The following is an 18,278-nucleotide window of genomic DNA, read 5'->3' on the forward strand; positions in this document are numbered from 1 at the left end:
ACGGGCGGATGCGCTGCGTGAGCGAGTTGCCGACGATGCAGCCGACCGGATGGTTCCAGGTCGGCTGGAGCTCCGATCTCGCCGTCGGCGCGGTGAAGCCACTGCACTATTTCGGGACTGAGTTGGTCGCCTTCCGCGACTTGGACGGCGCCGTCCACGTCCTCGACGCGCACTGCCAACACCTCGGGGCCAATCTCTCCGTCGGGGGCTGTGTGGTCGAGGACGGGATCCAGTGCCCCTTCCACGGCTGGGTCTGGGACGGCAACGGCCGCAACGTCCGCATCCCCTATGAGCAACGCCCCAACCGGGGACGACGGGTACGGGCCTGGCCGGTGTCAGAAATCAACGAATGCATCTATCTCTGGCACGACGTGCAACGCCGCGATCCGCTCTGGCAGCTACCCCACGCGCTCGAAGCCCTCGGCGAGCACGTCAGCAGTCGGTGCTACCGAGCGGTCGGCAGCCAGGAACGCGCCCTGTTTCCCGGAATCCATGTGCACCCGCAGATCGTCGCGGAGAACGGCGTCGACCCCCACCACTTCCAGTTCGTCCACCGCACCCCGATCAGCCCCGTCGTGCTCACCGAGCACGTCACCGAAGAGGCCTGGCACGCCAAGGTGGGGTTCGGCCGGCGATGGGTCAACGGCGTCGACCGGCCCGGCGACACCCACAACACCATCGAGATCCGCTGGTCGGGAATCGGGGTCAGCTTCAACGGTGAGCACACCGCCGACGGTGTGCGGGTCATCGCGATCTGCACGACGCCCGTCGATGACGCCACGTCCGACATCTTCGCGACGTACTGGATCTCCGAGGGTGAGAACTACGACGAACGACTCCGGGTCGCCAAGATGGCGCTGCCCGACGACATCAAGATCTGGGATCACCAGCAGTACCTGGACAAACCTGGGCTCGCGCCGAGCGAGGCCGCGGGCTTTCAGCGGCTGCGCCGTTGGGCGCGCGGCTTCTATCCGGAACCTGACGTACTCACCGCCAATAAATAGGCCCGTAAGAAAACTGAATGTGTTTCCCCGCTCACTTCACTTACCCGGACAAAGGAGCCACCCGTGCCGCTGCAGCCCTGGATGGAATTGATCTCCGTTGACGATCACCTGATCGAACATCCGAAGGTCTGGAGTGATCGGTTGCCCACCAAGTACCTGGAGGCGGGTCCGAAGATCATCGAGTGGGAGCGCCCCGATACCAAGGCGATGTGTCAGGTCTGGGAATACGAGGGCCGGATCTACCCCTACATCGGGCTCAACGCGGTCGCGGGCAAGAGGCCCGAGGAGTACGGCATCGAACCGGTGCGCTACGACGACATGATCCCCGGTTGCTACGACCCCAAGGCGCGGGTGGCCGACATGGACATCGACGGCGTGCAGGCGATGACGTGCTTCCCCTCATTCCCGCGGTTCGCGGGCGCGGTGTTCCACGAGGGCGAGGACAAAGAGTTAGCACGACTGTGCTCGCAGGCCTGGAATGACTTTCACCTCGACGAGTGGGCCGCCACCGCACCGGATCGGTTCGTCGCGGTTGCAATGTTGCCGTTCTGGGACGTCGAGGCCAGCGTCAAGGAGATCCACCGTGTCGCCGCTAAGGGCGCGAAATGCGTGACCTTCCCCGACCTGCCCGACCGGCTCGGCCTGCCCTCCGTGCACTCCGATCACTGGGACCCGCTGCTGTCGGCGATGGAGGACACCGGCCTGGTGCTGGCTCAGCACTTCGGTTCTGGTGGCTTCCCGCCGCCGATTGCTCCGGATGCCCCTTTCGCGGTGTTCGTCACGCTGATGGGGACCATGTCGATGACCGCACTGACCGACTGGTTGTTCAGCCACACGCTGTACCGGCATCCCAAGTTGAAGATCGGCCTGAGCGAGGGCGGCATCGGTTGGATCCCCTACATCTTGGAGCGCGCCGACAGCGTGTGGCGTAAGCACCGCTTCTACAACAACGTCAACCAGGACCACCCGCCGAGCTACCTGTTCAAGAAGCACTTTCACGGCTGCTTCATCGAGGATGACTTCGGCGTGGAGATGCGACACATGATCGGCGTCGACAAGATCACCTGGGAGTGCGACTACCCGCACTCGGATTCGTTCTGGCCGCAGAGCCGCGACCGGGCCGCGCAGGCCCTTAAGGACGTGCCCGACGACGAGGCCCACAAGATCGTCGAACTCAATGCCCGTGAGTTCTACAACTTTCCGCGGGTGGCGTGACCCCCGCCGGCGACGACGTGGGGCGGGTTGAGCAGCTTCCTCGGTCGGACTGGACCGACGGATCTCCTCACCAAAGACGAGGCCCGCGAGCGCCTCGTCGAGGAGATCGAGCGCACCCACGCTCGGCTCGACGAAGTGACGGCAAGCTCGGGCGATCCTGCCCAGATCGACGCCGAGATCACCCCGCTGGCCCGCCGCCTCAACGCGATGGAGTCAGTTCCGCGACGAATACAACGACTATCTCGACGGCTAGTCCGTCCCAACCCAAGGAGTGAGTAATGGTGATGGTGCAGCAATTCGAAGGTGCCTCGGCGATTGTCAGCGGCGGCGCCGGCGGTCTGGGCGAGGCGACGGTTCGCCGGTTGCACGCCGACGGCTTAGGTGTGGTGATCGCTGATCTCGCCACCGACAAGGGCAAGGCGCTGGCCGACGAGCTGGGCAGCCGGGCGCTGTTCGTGAGCACCGACGTGACCAGCGAGGACAGCATCCTCGGCGCGATTGAGCAGGCCAACCAGCTCGGTCAACTGCGTTATGCGGTCGTGGCACACGGCGGTTTCGGTGTGGCGCAACGGATCGTGCAGCGCGACGGCAGCCCGGCGGACTTCGGTGGCTTCACCAAGACGATCGATCTCTACCTCAACGGCACCTACAACGTGGCCCGGTTGGTAGCCGCCGCGATCGCCGCGGCCGAACCCCGCGAAAATGGTGAGCGGGGCGCGCTGGTGCTGACCGCGTCGATCGCGGGCTACGAGGGCCAAATCGGGCAGACCGCCTATGCTGCGGCCAAGGCCGGAGTCATCGGGTTGACCATCGCCGCGGCCCGCGATCTCAGTTCGGTGGGCATCCGGGTCAACACCATTGCGCCGGGAACAATGAAGACTCCGATCATGGAATCGGTCGGCGAAGACGCCATCGCCAAGTTCACTGCGAACGTGCCATTCCCGAAGCGGCTCGGATCCCCCACAGAATTCGCCGACGCGGCCACGTTCCTGCTGACCAACGGCTACGCCAACGGCGAGGTCTTGCGGCTCGACGGCGCGCAACGCTTCACCCCGAAATAACACGCGGGCGCCACCCGCGACGATGATTAATGAAAACCGAAGGGGGAAAGTGGGATCGAGCGACACCAGCTCCTCGGAGGTCACCAAGTGGGACCCTGAGCTGACCGAGCGGGTGATGGGCTGGATTCGGCCGATCATCAAGGGGTATCACCGTTCCCGGGTGCGCGGTCTGGAATCCTTTCCGCCTGGCGGGGCGCTGGTAGTGTCCAACCACTCGGGCGGGTTGTTCGCGCTGGATGTCCCGGTGTTCGCGACCGGCTCTACGACAAGTTCGGCTACGACCGGCCCGTCTACACACTCAGTCACGACATCCTTGCCACCGCCCCGGCCGGCGACATCTTGTCCAAGACAGGCTTCATCCGCGCCAATCACGACAACGCCGATGCGGCGCTGCGTGCCGGCGGGGTGGTCGTGGTATTCCCCGGCGGCGACTACGACGTCTACCGATCCACCCGGTCAGCCAACATCGTCGACTTCAATGGCCGAACCGGGTACGTCAAGGCGGCGCTCAACGCTGAAGTGCCGATCGTCCCCGCGGTATCCATTGGCGGGCAGGAGAACCAGCAGGCGTGCCGCAACAACCCACTTCGTCGAGGCATGAGTGGGCCGCCAGCGGATCAGCCCACGGGTCCACGTGCCGGCCACAGCTCACAGTCCGCGGAAGCCGCCAGCATCACGTGATGCGATGCGCAGGGAACGCAACTCCCGCCCCACATGTAGTCAACGATCCGGCAGAGTGGTGCCACAAGTCAGGTTCACCCAACAGACCGCGGGTCGTTCTGAAAGGTCAAGTCCAGTGCCGGGCAACCGGCGGACGTGGCCCCGACGGCACACCCTCCGATGACCGTCAGGGTCAGCGGGGCCGCTACTTCAGTACCGTGGGCAGCGCCGCGAACTCCTGACGGATCAGATCGTCGAGAGCGCGGCCCGGTGTCGACAACCATTGATCGAGGGCACGTTGGACCAGCAGCATCCCGACGGCCGCCAGCAAACGGCACTCGTCGTCGGGTGCCGGCAGATGCCGCCGTTGGGCGATCACCTTCGCCACTGTCGTGGCATTGGCCTCGTGATTACTGCGCTCCCGGCCCATCAGTACGAGCGACGACGCGACCGCTTCGTGGTACTGAGCGATCCGCTTGCGAAAGCGCTTAAGCCCCGGCGCAAGTAACGCGAACGAGCTTGCCAGCGCCTCGAAGTCGGATAGCTCCTCGGGCTGCGCGAGGTAGACCCCGCTGACGGCGTCGATGAAGTCGTACTCACCGAAAAACAGCACCGACTCCTTGCCGGGGAAGTACCGGTAGAAGGTCCGCGGCGAAACGCCCGCGCTCTCGGCGATCTGGTCGGTGGTAGTCGCGTCGTAACCGTTGGCGCTGAACAGGTTCAGGGCGGCCTCCAGCAGCGCATTCCGCGTCCGATCAGCATGCGCGTCACGCGGTGAACGATCGCCTCGCGCCATCCGCCCCTCCTCGACTGTCTCCGATGTCCCGACAGCGACAATCACGGCATCGGCCCAGATTTGACACCCCCGCCGCGCAGGGGCTACAGCGCCAATTATGACAGTGTATTGCCAAAGTCCAATTAGGCTTCGGCTGGAACATGCAGGCAATTCTGCTCGCACCGCCAAGCCGGGCGAACGGTAACCGCGCGCCTCGGCAGACCTGCTGGGCTAGCCTCGGCCACGCAGCTTTCCTGCGGTCGTTCCTCAGCGCAAGAGGCGGTGAGCGACACTGAATGACGTTCAGCTGCAAGCGATCTAAGCGATGAGACCATCACGATGGACTTCGCCCAGTAGCCGATCTCGGCACAGGATCGACCGCGCCCGCGCTCGCGAAGCCCGCCGCCGCGCAGTGGTCGTTGTGCGAGTCGTCGAAGACGCGCCACCCGCGGATGTCCAGGCGGCGTTCAGCCAGGGTCGCCACGAAGGACGACAAGCCACGGGCAGCGAGTCGCCGAAGGACGCCAGGGGCGATGCACAGCTATGAGGCAGCCCGACACGAACAACCTCCACCCGGACGGCACGGCGGTCCTCCGCGCCCGGACCCCAATGGATCGAACCCCACCCCGACTCTTGCTGACGTTATTGTCAAAATCCCGCTTTAGCGGTTCTGAAGTGGCTCGATGGCGGGCGCACGAGAGCCAAATTCCCGTCGCAACCCGCCATTTGACAAAAACGTCAACAACCGGGTTACGATGCCCGGGTGACTGTGCTGACCGCAGCTTCGCCACGTGATGGGGGACTCGTGCCACATCCACAGGGTGATCGCTTTGCTAGTCGACTGACGCCGGCCGTCAGCACTCAACCGATGAACCGATGGACGACATGACTGACGTGTTGAGCGGGATCCGTGTGGTCGAGCTGGCCGCGTGGACGTTCGTCCCGGCGGCCGGCGCGGTGCTTGCCGACTGGGGCGCCGACGTCATCAAGGTCGAGCATCCCGAGACAGGCGACCCGCAGCGCGGGCTCATCAGCTCAGGGATCGTCACCGGAGCGGGGGGAGTGAACCACTTTGTTGAGCAGCCCAACCGTGGCAAGCGCAGTGTCGGGTTGGATACCTCCACCGCCGAAGGCCTTGAACTGCTGATGAGGCTGATCGAGACCGCCGACGTCTTCATCACCAACCTGCTGCCCGACTCCCGACAGCGGATGGGCATCGACGTCGACCAGATCCGCGCCCGCAACCCCAACATCATCTACGCCCGCGGCCATGGTTACGGCACCAAGGGTGACCTGTCCGCCCAGGGCGGTTTCGACCTGGCGGCGTACTGGGCGCGCGGCGGCATCGGCGATGCGTACGCCGACGGTACCGGCTCCTATCCGCCGATTCAGCGACCGGGCTTCGGTGACTCCTACGGTGGTCTGGCGCTCGCGGCCGGTATTGCCGCAGCCCTGGTGAAACGCGAACGCACCGGTGAGCCATCGGTCGTCGACGTCTCGCTGCTCAACGCCGCAATCTGGCAGCTGGGCCCCGACATCGTCGGCGCCGGCGTCACCGGACAGGACATCCCTAAGTTCAACCTCGACGAGATGCCCAACCCGGTGGCCAGCATCTACAGGACGCGCGACAACCGGTTCATCGCCTTCGTGCTGCTGCAGGCCGACCGATTCTGGTCGGACTTCTGCACCCGACTGGGCCGCACCGACCTGATCGACGACGAGCGCTTCGCTCATGCCACGGCGCGGTTCGGCAACCGCAAGCAGTGCATCGCCGAACTGCGGGCGAGCTTCGCATCGAAGAGCCTTGCGCACTGGGAGAAGGCTTTCTCCGGGTTCGATGGTGTGTGGGACGTCATGCGCACCGCCCACGAGGTGCACAGCGATCCGCAGGTGATCGCCAACGGGTATCTGCCTCGGGTCACCGACGCCAAGTCCAACGAGTTCGCGCTGGCTGCAAGCCCCGCCCAGTTCAACGAGATACCGCTGGACCTCACGTGCGCGCCTGCACACGGTGAGCACACCGACGCCGTGCTGGCCGAGCTGGGATTCAGCGAGGACGAGATCATCGACTTCAAGATCAACTCGGTGGTGCTGTAGCGATGCCGATCTCCGAGGATCTCGCCCGCCGCTTCCTGCACGTCAACCTCAACTGCGCCTCGGTGCAGGCCACCGAGAAGCTCTACGGCGGCGTACTCGGACTGACCACGCGGATGCGGACCGATCCCCAGGTGCCCGGCGACGGCAGCATCATGGGCCTGGATGGCCCCACCTACACCGAGACCGCGTTCCTCTATGACGGTCGCGGGGGCCGCCGCAGTTGCGCTTTGGAAGCCATCGAGTGGAGCACCCCACCGCTGCGGCACGACACCAACACCGATCCGGTGCGACCCGGCATCCGCTCCACGCTGCTGTCGGTCACCGATCTCGCCGCTATCAGCACGGACCTGCGCGCCTCCGGAGTACGGGTCTCCGATCCCGTCGACGGTCTCATCTCGGGCACCGAGTCGGTGCTTGCCCTGGATCCCGACGGTGCGGTGATCGAGCTCACCCAGGCGCCACCGGACGCCGACCCCCACCAGGGGGCGCTGTTCGGCGGCATCCGCATCGCAGCCATCGACGCCGCGGCGACCGTCGCCTTCCTCACCGAGATCGGGTTCGCCGTCATCGACGGACCCACGCGGGTCTCCGTCTCAGGCGAACAGCTCGCCCCCGGCGGCACTGCGGAACCCGTGGACTGCGTGGTGGCACGGCTGGGCTTGCCTGAGGACGGCGCACAGTTCACCCTCACCTTGATCGAGCATCCCGACACTGCCCGGCACCCGAGGGCCGACGGCGGCAACAGTCAGGGACTGTATCGCTGCGCGCTGAGGGTGGACAGCGTAGAACGCGCACTGGCTTTGCTGCCGGATTGGGTTGGCGTGCAAGGTGATCCGGTGTGGTGCCCGCTGCCCGGCACCAAGATCGACGGACTCTACATCGCCTTCCTGCAGTCGCCGGACGGGGTGTTGTTCGAATTCGTCGAACGCCCCCTGTCGTTCTTCGCACCGACACCGTCGCGGTGATGGCCGCGTGGACAGTACTGACACCGAGAGGATATTGACCGTGAGCCAACAGGTTCCGCTGGCTGAAGGATTGTTCACCTGGCCATCAGAGGATCCCGCTTTGATCGGCGGGCGATCCTCCGACGGACAGATCGTCTTCCCGTATCGCTCCCACCGCGTCGTCGGCAGCCGGCGCGAAGCGCTCGAGCCGGTGGAGCTGCCGCGGCGCGGCACGCTGTGGACGTTCACCACCCAGCAATTCCGGCCTCCGGCGCCGCCGTATGCCGGCGATGACGACGCGACGACGTTCACGCCGTTCGCGATCGGCTATGTGGAGCTGCCCGGAGCGTTGCGGGTGGAAACCCGACTCACCGAGAGCGACCCCGAGAAGCTGAGAATCGGTCAGCCGATGGAGCTTCGGATCGTGCCGTTCGGCAAGAACGCAGACGGCGATCAAACGATGATCTTCGCCTTCGCCCCGGCTGACGGTGACGACGCTGCAGAAGGAGACCACGATGGCCGCAAGTGACGTCGCAATCGTCGGGGTGGGTCTACACCCGTTCGGCCGCTATCCCGGCAAGTCTGCGCTGGAGATGGGCGAAGAGGCCGTGTACGACGCACTCGTCGATGCCGGTGTGGCGTGGACGGACATTCAGGCGCTCTACGCCGGCAGCATGGAGGTCAAGAACCCTGAGGCCATCACCGCGCTGCTCGGCATGACCGGCATACCCGCGCGGGCGGTATTCACCGGATGCGCCACCGGAGGCACGTCACTGGCCATGGCAGCCAACGCAATCCGCGTGGGAGACCACGACCTGACGATCGCGATCGGCCTCGACAAACATCCCCGCGGAGCGTTCTCCGATCACCCCTCGGTATCTGGGCTGCCGGATTGGTATGGCGAAGCGGGTCTGTTCTTGACCACCCACTTCTTCGGAATGAAGATCAACCGCTACATGCACGACTACGGGATCAGCCACGAAACCCTGGCACGGGTTGCGGCTAAGGCCTTCCGCAACGGCGCGGCCAACCCGACGGCCTGGCGGCGCAAACCGGTCGCTGAACAGGAGATCCTCGCGTCGCCGATCCTGAATTATCCACTGCGCCAGTACATGTACTGCGGGCCCGACGAGGGTGCGGCGGCCGCAGTGCTGTGCCGCGCTGACCAAGCCCACAAGTACACCAAGCAGCCCATTTACCTGCGGGCTTCCCAACTGTTCTCCCGGCGCGCGGGCGCGCTGGAAGTGCTGAGCCCGTCGATCTCACTCACGCCGGCGCCCAGTCCGACTGTCTTCGCGGCCCAGGCTGCCTTCGAGGAGGCCGGGATCGGTCCCGAGGATGTCGACGTGATCCAGCTGCAGGACACCGACGCCGGCTCCGAGGTTATCCATCTGGCCGAGAACGGCTTCTGCGCCGACGGTGATCAGGAGAAGCTGATCGCAGCGGGCGAGACCGAGATCAGTGGCCGCCTGCCCGTCAACACCGACGGCGGCCTGTTGGCCAACGGCGAACCCGTTGGCGCGTCGGGATTGCGGCAAATATACGAACTCGTCACCCAGCTACGCGGACGTGCGGGCGCACGCCAAGTGGACGCACCGCGGGTCGGATATGCGCAGCTTTACGGCGCCCCCGGCACCGCCGCGGTCACCATCCTGTCGACCTGACCCACACACAACCATGGGAGTCCGAAAATGGCCGTAACCACCAGCCGCGCAGCCATCGTCGCCGCGGCGCGCACCCCGATCGGCACCGCCCGCAGGGGCACACTGGCCAACGTCGAGTCCAAGGACCTCGCCAAGCCGGTCGTGGCCGCGGCCATCGATCGATCCGGTGTGGACGCCACCGACTTCGAGGACCTGATCCTGGCCGAGGTCATGCAGGGCGGCGGTGACATCGCCCGCTACGTCGCGGTCGATCTCGGATTGACCCAACTGCCGGGGCTCGCGCTGAACCGCCAGTGCGCGTCGAGCCTCACCGCAATCGCGGTCGCCGCCGGGCAGATCGCCGCAGGAATGGGCCGGGCGATCCTGGCCGGCGGAGCCGAATCAGCCTCGACGGCACCGATGTCGCGCAAGCGCAAGCCGTTCACCACCGGCAAGGACCCCGACGACTGGGTCGGCCCGTGGTTCTCCCTCTCCCACCCACCGACCCCGGATGCGCCGGCAATGGACATGTCGATCACGGTGGCCCACAACTGCGCGGTCCAGTACGGAATCTCACGGGAAGCGCAAGACCAGTGGGCACTGCGCTCCCACCAGCGGGCCACCGCAGCCATCGACGCAGGGGCCTTCGTCGAGGAGATCGTCCCGGTCGAGGTCCCGCAGGCCGACGGCAGCACCACGACCTTCGCCCAGGACGAGCACCCCCGTCGCGGCAGCACCCTGGAGACGCTGTCGGGTCTAAAGGTGCTCCACCCCGAGATCGAGGGTTTCACCGTGACCGCCGGCAACTCCTCGGGCATCAACGACGCGGCCGCCGTCGTGGCACTGGCCGCGCCGACGACACGCAACGACGTCCTGGCCAATGTGCTGTCCTGGAACGCCGTCGGCGTGGCGCCCAACCGCACCGGGAGCGCGCCCATCACGGCGATCCCCAAGGCGCTGGAACTGGCCGGGCGAAAGATCGAGGACGTCGCACTGTTCGAGATCAACGAGGCATTCGCCGCCCAAGCCGTGGCCTGCGCCCGCGAACTGGGTCTAGATGAAGACATCGTCAACGTCTACGGCTCGGGCATCAGTCTGGGCCACCCAATCGCCGCAACCGGGGCCCGCATGGTCACCTCGGCGATCTATGAGTTGCGCCGCCGCGGCGGCGGCATCGGCGTCCTGTCCATGTGCGCCGGCGGCGGAATGGGTGCAGCCATGGTGATCGAGGTGGTCTGACGGCAATCAATGCCCCGCACACAAATCCGACAAGAACGTCCATGACCACCATCGGCGGGCAGACACTCCCATGTCGGATGGCGTCACGGTGACGCTGACCCATGGCCGCGGCGACTTCGCCGCGACGCTGCGCACAGAGTTGCACGCGGTAACCCGGTCACGGGCACCTGGCACTGGTTTCACCGTCGCCGTCGGCGATGGTGTCGGCCAGCTGCGCACACTGGACGACGGCACCGCTTTCGGTGCCGCGCTGAGCGCGGCGGCACGCGACATCAGTGCAATGCGGTTGGTGCTCAGTTGGCTGGCCGCGCCCTTGGACGGCCTCGAGCCGGATGTATTCGCCGAGGTGGTGGCGTTGATGCCGGGTTGGGGTATGCGAGCCGTGCTGCGCAGCCCGTCAGCACGATTCCTGCCCACCAGCCTCGCCGCGCAGCCGGCGCTGCTGCTCGGGCCGTTGCGGCCCGACGTGTTGATCACCCGGCTGGTGCAGCGCGGCGACCAGCTCCTGTTCAGCACCGAGGTGTCCTGGCAGCGAGAGCTCATCGACGCGGGCATCCCGGTGTTGGCCGTCGTCGACAGCACCGCCCCAGCTGCCAGCGCCGAGCCACCGCTGAATCCCCATCAAGTGCGCATCATCGGACGCAGTTGCGATGGCCCATATCAGCTCCCGCAGAAGGAACCCGAACCGGTGCACGACGCGCTCGCCGATGAGGTGCTCAGATTCGTGCCCGCGGGAGCCCGGCTACAGTACGGGCCGGGCCAGCTGGGCACCGCGCTGCTCCAGCGCGCACAAGTTCCGCTACGCCTGGACACCGGACTGCTCACCGACGCCGTGGTCGATCTCGACCGGCGTGGCCTGCTTGTCGGTGAACCCTCGGCCACCTATCTGCTGGGCAGCGACGTCCTCTACGACTGGGCCGACGGCCGCCCCATCCTGCGGAGCGTCGCGCACACCCACGACCTCACCCGCCTCAGCCAGGGCGAGCCTCTCATCACGGTCAACACCGCCATCGAAATCGACCCCACGGGACAGGTCAACGTCGAAGGGGTCGCCGACAAGGTCGTCGGCGGCATCGGCGGGCACCCCGACTACTGCCGGGCCGGCCGACTGAGCCGCGGCGGTCTGTCCATCATCGCCGTCCCGTCCACCTTCAACGGGCGCTCACCGCTGGTGGATCAGTTGAGCCGGCCAGCGTCGACCCCGGCTTTCGACGTCGACATCATCGTGACCGACAACGGTTGCGTTGATGTGCGTTTAGCGGACTGGGCGCAGCGCCGCACCCTGATCACCGAGCTGTTCACGCGCTAGCAGGTTCCGGGCGTCGCGGCGGGACCCGACCATCGGTGCGCGAGAGCGCGTGCCGAACAGAGGAGAGAGGCACCGATGAAGGTGATCGCGTCCGTCGACGATGCAATGCGACTGGTGGGCCATGAACTCGGAGTGAGCAACTGGAAGGAGATCGATCAGGCGCGCATCGACGCCTTCGCCGACGTCACCGAAGACCACCAGTGGATACACGTCGATGCCGACCGCGCAGCGTCCGACAGCCCTTACGGCGCCACGGTTGCACATGGCTTCCTGTTACTGTCGCTGATCCCGAAGATGAGCAAGGACACCTACGTCGTCGAGAACGCGAAGATGGGTGTCAACTACGGGCTGAACAAAGTGCGCTTCGTCGCGGCGGTCACCGCGGACAGTCGGATCCGCCTTCGCTCCGAACTGATCGACGCCGCCAAAGTAGCCGACCACGTCGTGCACTTGACCGTGCGCCACACCATCGAGATCGACGGATCGGATAAACCAGCCGCAGTCGCCGACCTGATCGCACGGTACGTGTTCTGAGCCAACTCGGCGTTGCGGACGGACCGGAACAGGCTGCTTTGCCTAACAGCACTGCCCCGAGGAGTCGTCGCCTATTGAGCGAGAAGCGGTTTGAGTTTGGTGGCGATCAGTCGGATGTGATCGGCCACCAACTGCTCTGGCATTCCCGCGATGGATGACCACAGGAAGATCTCCTCGACAGGTGCGTCGTCGACATAAGTACGCACTGACTCGGCGACGACCTCGGGGGTGTTGTGGACGAACGCCCCGAGCACCCTGCCCAAGTCGGATTCGCTGCGGATGCGGTCGGGGTCAACCGGACGGGGCAGCGGCGTGTCGGTGCCCTCAACCATGTACCGCCGGTAGGAGTCGAGCTGGTACCGCAGGTGTTCGCTCACCACGGGCCAGTCGGCCTCGGGGTCCTCGGTCACCCAACCCGAGAAGGCGCCCTTCATGCGGCCCACCGACGGATCGTGACCACCCGCGACGAGCCCGTCTCGGTAGTGCGGCCACAGAGCGCCGTTCGCGCTGAGCAGACCGGCACCGAGTTTGCCGGCCCGTGTGGCCCCCTTCGGTCCCTGGTAGCCCAGATAGATCGGGATCTGACCGTGGACCGGCGCGGGCACATGCCGGCCATCAGAGAAGATCTCACGCAACTCGGTGACCCGACAGTCAGTCGCGGTGTAACGCCGGGAGATGTCCGCCCCGAACAGTTCGAACTCGGGATGGCGGTACCCCGCACCGAGACCGAGGTCGACCCGTCCGCCGGTGATCACGTCGACGATGGTCGCCTCCTCGGCGATCTGAATCGCCGAGCGCAACGGTGCAAGCAGAACGGCGGTGCCGAGCCGAACCTTCCGGGTGACGGCACCCATCGCCGCCAACATCGTCAACGGCTGTGTGAGGTAGCCGTCTTCGAATAAGTGATGCTCACTGGTCCACACCGAGTCGATGCCGAGGTGCTCGGCCTCTTGGCACATCTCCAACGTGAACCCGTAGAGCCGACTCCAGTCCTGGCGCCATGCGGGGGGGTTGCGCATGTCGAAGTACACGCCGACCTTCATCGCCGAATCCGCGGTGTCAGCTCTTGTCGCTGGACAGGATGGTCACCGCGGACACCGCGGTCGGTCCGCCGATGTTGTGCGCCAACCCCACTCGTGCCCCGTCGACCTGGTTTTCGGCTTCGCCGCGTAACTGGTTGAACAGTTCGTAGCACTGCGCCACACCGGTAGCGCCCGGCGGGTGCCCCTTGGCCTTCAACCCGCCGCTGGGGTTGATCGGGATGGAGCCGCCGACGTAGTGTTCGCGGCCCTCGACCAGTTTGTAGGCCTCGAAGCGGCTGGCGAAACCCAGGTCTTCGTAGCTGATCAGTTCGACGCCGGTGAAGCAGTCGTGCACTTCGGCGACGTCGATATCGCGCGGTGTCAGTCCGGCCATATTCATCGCGGCCTTGGCGGCGCGCACCGTCGGCGGGAAACTCGTCATATCCGACTTGTGCTGATGCATCACACGGTCCATGCCTACCCCCACGCCGCGCACCCACACCGGGCGGTCGGTGTAACGGTCGACGACGTCCTCGGCGGCCAGGATCAGCGCGGCGGCACCGTCACTCTGCGGCGTGCAGTCATACAGCCCGAACGGGTCAGCAATGATCGGCGCGGCCAGTGCCTGCTCGACAGTGATCTCAAAGCGCAGTTGGGCTTTCGGGTTCTTCAGGGCGTGGAAGTGGTTCTTCACCGCCACCATCGCCATGTGTTCCTTGGTGGCCGGCGACTCGTGCAGGTAACGGGTGACGTGTAGCGCGAAGTTGGCCGGGGCGACTAGCCCCAAGGGGTAGTCCCAGGCGGTGTCGCGGGTCAGCCCGGCCCACTCCCAGAATGTGGCGTTGGTCGCGGTCTCGCGGACCTTGTCTGCTCCCACCACTAGCACCACGTCGTAGGCGCCGGACGCAATCGCCAGCACGCCGTTGCGGACGGCGTCATTGCCAGTGGCGCAGGCATTCTCGACCCGGGTTACCGGAATATCGGTGAGGTCGAGGGTGTCTGCCAGGATGCCGGCTGGGAAGCCGTCCGTCGTGGTCAACTCGCCGAACCAGGCGGCCTGCAATTCGGATTTGGCGATGCCTTTGTCGACGTTGGCGACGCACTCGGCGTAGGCCATCGGGATCAGATCTTTGATGCCGAGGTCGAAATGCTCTGCAAATGCGGTCATTCCGGCCCCGACGACGGCGACGTTTCTCATGCCAATGCTCCTCGTGAATCGCGGCCGGGCCAGAACGCGTAGCCGTAGTCGGGAATTCCGGCGCGGGTGGCGAGCCGGCGGAGCACCACCGAGCCGGGCTGGCCGATAGTGGCTTCGCCGGCCGGAACCCCGGTTACCTTGAGCAGCACCCGTACTGGGCTGTCGTCGAGCTGGACAACAGCCAGCGAATAAGGGCCGGGCAGATCGGGTACTGGGATCCGCACTGTGGTGTGGGTGTAGACGGTGCCGGTGCGCGGCAACGGCTCGAGCCGGTAATCGGCGGCGAGCACACCGTTGTCGTCGACACGGGTGCGTGGCGGAAACTGCGGTGCGGAGTCGATACCGGGCCGCTCCTCGAATACAGCGGCCTCCCACCGCAGCTTCGGATCGAACGCGCGCGCATAAGCAGGAAGCGAGATCGGGATGCCGATGCCCTCGGCCGTCCTGAAGGGAGGAAGATCGCGAGCGGTCACCTCGTCGCGGGTGATTGCCGGCAGGTGTGCGCTGAACTCCAGTTGCGCGGCGGTCACGGTGGACTGCTCGACAGCCAGCACCAACCCTGCTGTGCCCTTCTCGATGGCTGCGGCCAAGACGCGAATCAGTGCGGCCGCCGAGACAGTCGCGTCTTCGGCCGCGGCGCCCGCATCGAAACCGCCCCCGAGGTGGCCTGCCGCGACTCCCGCGACCGCGGCCACGGACTGTGTCCCGTCGAGTCCCAGCAGGGCCACCGTCGACTTCACACCGACTTCGCGCTGCAACCGCGGATCGGCGTACACGTGCCGCGCCCCGTCCCGCCCGCGCGCGATCGTCGGCAGGCTGCGGGTCTGTCGAGCGACTGCATTCACCGCCGCACCGGAACCGTCGACTCCGGTCAACACCGCGGCGGCGGAGGCGACGCCATCGGTGTCATCGGCGGCGATGACGAGCGTGCCGGCGGGGGCAGACGTGATCTGGTCGAGCACCACCGGCGCACCTCCGAGAACCTCGGTCACCGCAGCGTCGGCGGACAGCGATAGACCGGCGAGAAGCACAGCACCGTTGCCACCCTCCAGCAGTGGAAAGTCACGCGAGATGAGGACGACGCGCTGCGCAGAGGCCGCCGGATCGGCCGCGCGACCGGCGGCAACCGCCATAGTCAGCGCATCCTCGTCAGGTCCCTTGACCCGACGAGAGCGGTCACCCACTCCAGTCGTCCAGGGCGGAAGGTAAGTGCCAATAGACACGACATCAGTCACGGTGGCCTACCTCGCGCTTCGGCGGAGCATGCACGGAAGACTCTGAACGGCGCTGCTCAGAAGAGAATCACTCACTCGTCCACAATAAGGTATATAGTTATATAGTTACCTGTGAATTGCGCCACTGGTGAGCGGCGATCACAGACGGCTAGTGAGAATAGAGGCGAGCTTCGAGGATTGCGAGATCATCGCGTTGTGGCAGGTATGCATTTCAATGACCTCCCGCACACCCCCGAGGTTGCGGATGAAGCGACGCTGATGCCGGACGGAGACCGTGCGGTCATTGCGCGTCAGCACCCAGGTCCTCCGGATGTCGCTGGGCATCCGGGAGCGATCGACCGGCTCGCGGATCAGTGTCGTGGCCTCCGGTACCAACACCTCCCCGGCGAAGCGGTGCTGCGCCGGGGTCATGCCACCGCAGAACATCCATCGCGACATCGATAACGGCAGCCGGTCTGTGGCCATTCGTGCGAAGAAACGGATGGGCGGGCTCAGGTTGCTCAGCACGCTGGTGCCTTGACGCGGGACATTGCACGCCACAAAGACGATGCGTCGCACACGGCAGGATCCGAGCTCGGCAGCCACACCGGGAACGATGATCCCCGCTAAGGAGTGCGCCACCAGCACCACGTGATCGACACCCGCCGCCTCGATCTGTCGCACGATCGAGGCGACGCACTGACCGACGGTCAGGGCCCGCAGGTCTCCGGGAATCCGCTGGCGCCCCGGCAGATTAGGCGTGATCACCCGCACCTGAGGGGCGCTGCGCTCGATCGCATCGACTGTTGGCTGCCAACACCTGCTGTCGTACTTGCCCCCATGGATGAGTACCAGCGCAGGGCGACGCGCGTGAGGATCGCAGACTCCGCCGGCACGGATCACGTCAGCTACGGTGAACGCTCCCTTCTCATACCTTGCCGCGGAGGCCCTGCCCCGGCAGATCATCGATGCCTTCCACGATCCCGCCTACTTCGGTCAGAATCGCCGTGGTGGGCCGACTGGGTAGCGGTGCGCTCCGTTCAAGGCGGACTCTAGCGTCCCCGCAGGCCCAGAGCCGTGCTGTTCCGCGCCGCGATCCCCGCTGAACGGGCAAAGACCGGTCCCGCAGCCGTGCTGGCGAAAGTGGTCATTATCGGCGCGGGGACAGCTCGGACGTGCTGGTCGCTGCTGTTCGCCGGTCACGATACGTAGTTTTCGACATCGAAAGGGCGTCGAATACTGCGCCAGTACAACACATTTGCGGCCTACAGAAACTGGTCCGCTATCGATCGTGATCGTCGACCTTTTTCCGTCACTCAGGCATCTCCCGGGAGCCTTATAGCCCCAAGGTCAACCGAGACAGAAACGTCAAGAATCAAGCGACGCTGAACAACTCCACTTCAGAGGCTGGTTTCCCGCCCTATCACACCCCGCCCACCGGGTGTGCGACTGTAGGTCCAAGAATTCCGTCATCTGCACGCCTCATCTGGGTGCCTAACCCGCCGATTGGCCGAGCAGGGCAGGGAAAACGCACTCGGTGTCTATGTTGGGGCTGCAGAGCGCCCGATCTCGCTCGGTGAGCGCTCGAGCGTACTTTCGCGGGCTCTCCCGGACATAATCGGTTAGGCGCCGGCTCCGATGACGTTCTGGCCCTTGCCTATTGCGGCGGATTGCCAGGCGGCGGGTAGACACCCCGCAGGATCCAGGGGAACCAATTGATGCCGAACTCGAGCTCGTCGCTGGCGTCATAGTCGGGGCTGGGATCGAGCGGTATATTGGTCTCGCTTTGCGCGGCGCCCATGGGCGACACTGCATTTGCTCCGGTGCCGGCAGGCTGTGGGGGCTGTCCATAAACAGCCACGACCACGGTGCGATCCGGGCTGTTTTCGGACCAGACTCCCATTTGGGAATTGGCACAGTTGGACATGATGGCGTTGTAGGCCGGGTTGTAGTACCACCGGTTGATCAAATCATTGCCGCTGATTGCGATGGATTGGTTGATCGCCACCGTTTCCGTGGCCTGACCGTGGAAGCCAGCCGCGTTCGCGCGGTCCTGGGGGGTGGACCCGTCTGAGCCGATGTCGCCGTCGAGATTGCGGTTGTTCAGCACATCCCTACTGTGGCGCTGCGCGGCGAGTTGCAGCTGTGGGTTGATCCTGACGTCGTTGGTGCAGCCTGCCTGATGCTGCATGGTGTAGACATTAGCAACGACACCGTCGTTGAGCCGTTTGTTGTTCGGTATGAGCGTGTTGTTGTCATTATCCGCATGCGCGGCAGGGACATACAGCAGAGTGCTTGTGGCGACCACCAAGACGTGCAGAGTTAGCGGCCGATACTTCATGTCATTTCCTCCTCGTCCGAAG

Annotated in this window: 17 protein-coding genes and 1 pseudogene; 12 read left to right on the plus strand and 6 right to left on the minus strand. The window is 65.5% G+C overall.

Translation table 11 applies throughout. The features are described 5' to 3' along the window. The first annotated feature begins 17 nt into the window (after positions 1-17). The 5 genes and pseudogenes from G6N50_RS20190 to G6N50_RS20210 all read left to right on the plus strand — a co-directional run. Positions 18-1,004, plus strand: a complete 987-nt coding sequence (locus G6N50_RS20190) for a Rieske 2Fe-2S domain-containing protein (RefSeq protein WP_232068790.1) — start codon at positions 18-20, stop codon at positions 1,002-1,004. 63 nt (positions 1,005-1,067) lie between these two features. Next, a complete protein-coding gene (locus tag G6N50_RS20195) occupies positions 1,068-2,219 on the plus strand; it encodes an amidohydrolase family protein (protein WP_197748030.1) in 1,152 nt (383 codons plus the stop codon). Between the two features lie 27 nt (positions 2,220-2,246). Then, positions 2,247-2,498: a hypothetical protein gene (locus G6N50_RS20200; RefSeq protein WP_232068791.1), complete on the plus strand. Its 252-nt coding sequence runs from the start codon at positions 2,247-2,249 to the stop codon at positions 2,496-2,498. Positions 2,499-2,500: 2 nt separating this feature from the next. After that, entirely contained in the window at positions 2,501-3,280 is a 780-nt protein-coding gene (locus G6N50_RS20205) for an SDR family oxidoreductase (protein ID WP_083098603.1), read from the plus strand. A gap of 22 nt (positions 3,281-3,302) precedes the next feature. Beyond that, positions 3,303-3,844 (plus strand): annotated as a pseudogene (locus tag G6N50_RS20210) (1-acyl-sn-glycerol-3-phosphate acyltransferase); the annotation flags it as partial. Between the two features lie 301 nt (positions 3,845-4,145). Here the strand turns inward: G6N50_RS20210 and G6N50_RS20215 are convergent. Continuing rightward, entirely contained in the window at positions 4,146-4,736 is a 591-nt protein-coding gene (locus G6N50_RS20215; RefSeq protein ID WP_083098583.1) for a TetR family transcriptional regulator, read from the minus strand. An 864-nt stretch (positions 4,737-5,600) separates the two neighbouring features. Here G6N50_RS20215 and G6N50_RS20220 point away from each other — a divergent pair. The 7 genes from G6N50_RS20220 (at position 5,601) to G6N50_RS20250 (ending at position 12,481) form a co-directional block, all read left to right on the plus strand. After that, complete coding sequence (locus tag G6N50_RS20220; RefSeq protein ID WP_083098601.1) at positions 5,601-6,812, plus strand: CaiB/BaiF CoA transferase family protein; 1,212 nt, start codon at positions 5,601-5,603, stop codon at positions 6,810-6,812. A gap of 2 nt (positions 6,813-6,814) precedes the next feature. Continuing rightward, complete coding sequence (locus tag G6N50_RS20225) at positions 6,815-7,777, plus strand: VOC family protein (protein ID WP_083098581.1); 963 nt, start codon at positions 6,815-6,817, stop codon at positions 7,775-7,777. 40 nt (positions 7,778-7,817) lie between these two features. Further along, positions 7,818-8,285 (plus strand): Zn-ribbon domain-containing OB-fold protein, encoded by a 468-nt coding sequence (locus G6N50_RS20230; RefSeq protein WP_083098579.1) that lies wholly within the window; start codon positions 7,818-7,820, stop codon positions 8,283-8,285. Then, complete coding sequence (locus G6N50_RS20235) at positions 8,272-9,420, plus strand: thiolase family protein (protein WP_083098599.1); 1,149 nt, start codon at positions 8,272-8,274, stop codon at positions 9,418-9,420. Before G6N50_RS20230 ends, G6N50_RS20235 begins: the two co-directional genes overlap by 14 nt. 27 nt (positions 9,421-9,447) lie before the next feature. After that, positions 9,448-10,638, plus strand: coding sequence for a thiolase family protein (locus tag G6N50_RS20240; RefSeq protein ID WP_083098577.1), 1,191 nt, complete (start codon positions 9,448-9,450; stop codon positions 10,636-10,638). A gap of 70 nt (positions 10,639-10,708) precedes the next feature. Further along, positions 10,709-11,947, plus strand: coding sequence for an acetyl-CoA hydrolase/transferase C-terminal domain-containing protein (locus tag G6N50_RS20245; protein ID WP_083098575.1), 1,239 nt, complete (start codon positions 10,709-10,711; stop codon positions 11,945-11,947). 75 nt (positions 11,948-12,022) lie between these two features. Further along, the gene (locus G6N50_RS20250) at positions 12,023-12,481 is read left to right on the plus strand and encodes a MaoC family dehydratase (RefSeq protein ID WP_083098573.1); all 459 of its coding nucleotides are present in this window, start codon (positions 12,023-12,025) and stop codon (positions 12,479-12,481) included. Between the two features lie 71 nt (positions 12,482-12,552). On the opposite strand, the gene G6N50_RS20255 is transcribed toward G6N50_RS20250, so the two are convergent. From G6N50_RS20255 to G6N50_RS20275, 5 genes are all read right to left on the minus strand, one after another. After that, entirely contained in the window at positions 12,553-13,524 is a 972-nt protein-coding gene (locus G6N50_RS20255; RefSeq protein ID WP_083098567.1) for an LLM class flavin-dependent oxidoreductase, read from the minus strand. Between the two features lie 16 nt (positions 13,525-13,540). Continuing rightward, positions 13,541-14,701: a thiolase C-terminal domain-containing protein gene (locus tag G6N50_RS20260; RefSeq protein ID WP_083098565.1), complete on the minus strand. Its 1,161-nt coding sequence runs from the start codon at positions 14,699-14,701 to the stop codon at positions 13,541-13,543. Beyond that, positions 14,698-15,936 carry a Zn-ribbon domain-containing OB-fold protein gene (locus G6N50_RS20265; protein WP_083098563.1) on the minus strand — a complete coding sequence of 413 codons (1,239 nt, stop codon included), beginning with the start codon at positions 15,934-15,936 and terminating at the stop codon, positions 14,698-14,700. The genes G6N50_RS20260 and G6N50_RS20265 overlap by 4 nt, the downstream gene beginning before the upstream one ends. Before the next feature lie 138 nt (positions 15,937-16,074). After that, positions 16,075-16,818 carry an alpha/beta fold hydrolase gene (locus G6N50_RS20270; protein ID WP_158086108.1) on the minus strand — a complete coding sequence of 248 codons (744 nt, stop codon included), beginning with the start codon at positions 16,816-16,818 and terminating at the stop codon, positions 16,075-16,077. Between the two features lie 754 nt (positions 16,819-17,572). Continuing rightward, complete coding sequence (locus tag G6N50_RS20275) at positions 17,573-18,256, minus strand: CAP domain-containing protein (RefSeq protein WP_232068792.1); 684 nt, start codon at positions 18,254-18,256, stop codon at positions 17,573-17,575. Between the last annotated feature and the right edge of the window lie 22 nt (positions 18,257-18,278).

Source organism: Mycobacterium mantenii, assembly GCF_010731775.1.
GTDB classification, from domain to species: domain Bacteria; phylum Actinomycetota; class Actinomycetes; order Mycobacteriales; family Mycobacteriaceae; genus Mycobacterium; species Mycobacterium mantenii.

Coding starts and splice junctions, on each gene's coding strand:
- G6N50_RS20275 (WP_232068792.1), bottom strand. CDS start 18,256: ATGAAGTATCGGCCGCTAACTCTGCACGTCTTGGTGGTCGCCACAAGC.
- G6N50_RS20245 (WP_083098575.1), top strand. CDS start 10,709: ATGTCGGATGGCGTCACGGTGACGCTGACCCATGGCCGCGGCGACTTC.
- G6N50_RS20250 (WP_083098573.1), top strand. CDS start 12,023: ATGAAGGTGATCGCGTCCGTCGACGATGCAATGCGACTGGTGGGCCAT.
- G6N50_RS20220 (WP_083098601.1), top strand. CDS start 5,601: ATGACTGACGTGTTGAGCGGGATCCGTGTGGTCGAGCTGGCCGCGTGG.
- G6N50_RS20225 (WP_083098581.1), top strand. CDS start 6,815: ATGCCGATCTCCGAGGATCTCGCCCGCCGCTTCCTGCACGTCAACCTC.
- G6N50_RS20215 (WP_083098583.1), bottom strand. CDS start 4,736: ATGGCGCGAGGCGATCGTTCACCGCGTGACGCGCATGCTGATCGGACG.
- G6N50_RS20240 (WP_083098577.1), top strand. CDS start 9,448: ATGGCCGTAACCACCAGCCGCGCAGCCATCGTCGCCGCGGCGCGCACC.
- G6N50_RS20235 (WP_083098599.1), top strand. CDS start 8,272: ATGGCCGCAAGTGACGTCGCAATCGTCGGGGTGGGTCTACACCCGTTC.
- G6N50_RS20255 (WP_083098567.1), bottom strand. CDS start 13,524: ATGAAGGTCGGCGTGTACTTCGACATGCGCAACCCCCCCGCATGGCGC.
- G6N50_RS20260 (WP_083098565.1), bottom strand. CDS start 14,701: ATGAGAAACGTCGCCGTCGTCGGGGCCGGAATGACCGCATTTGCAGAG.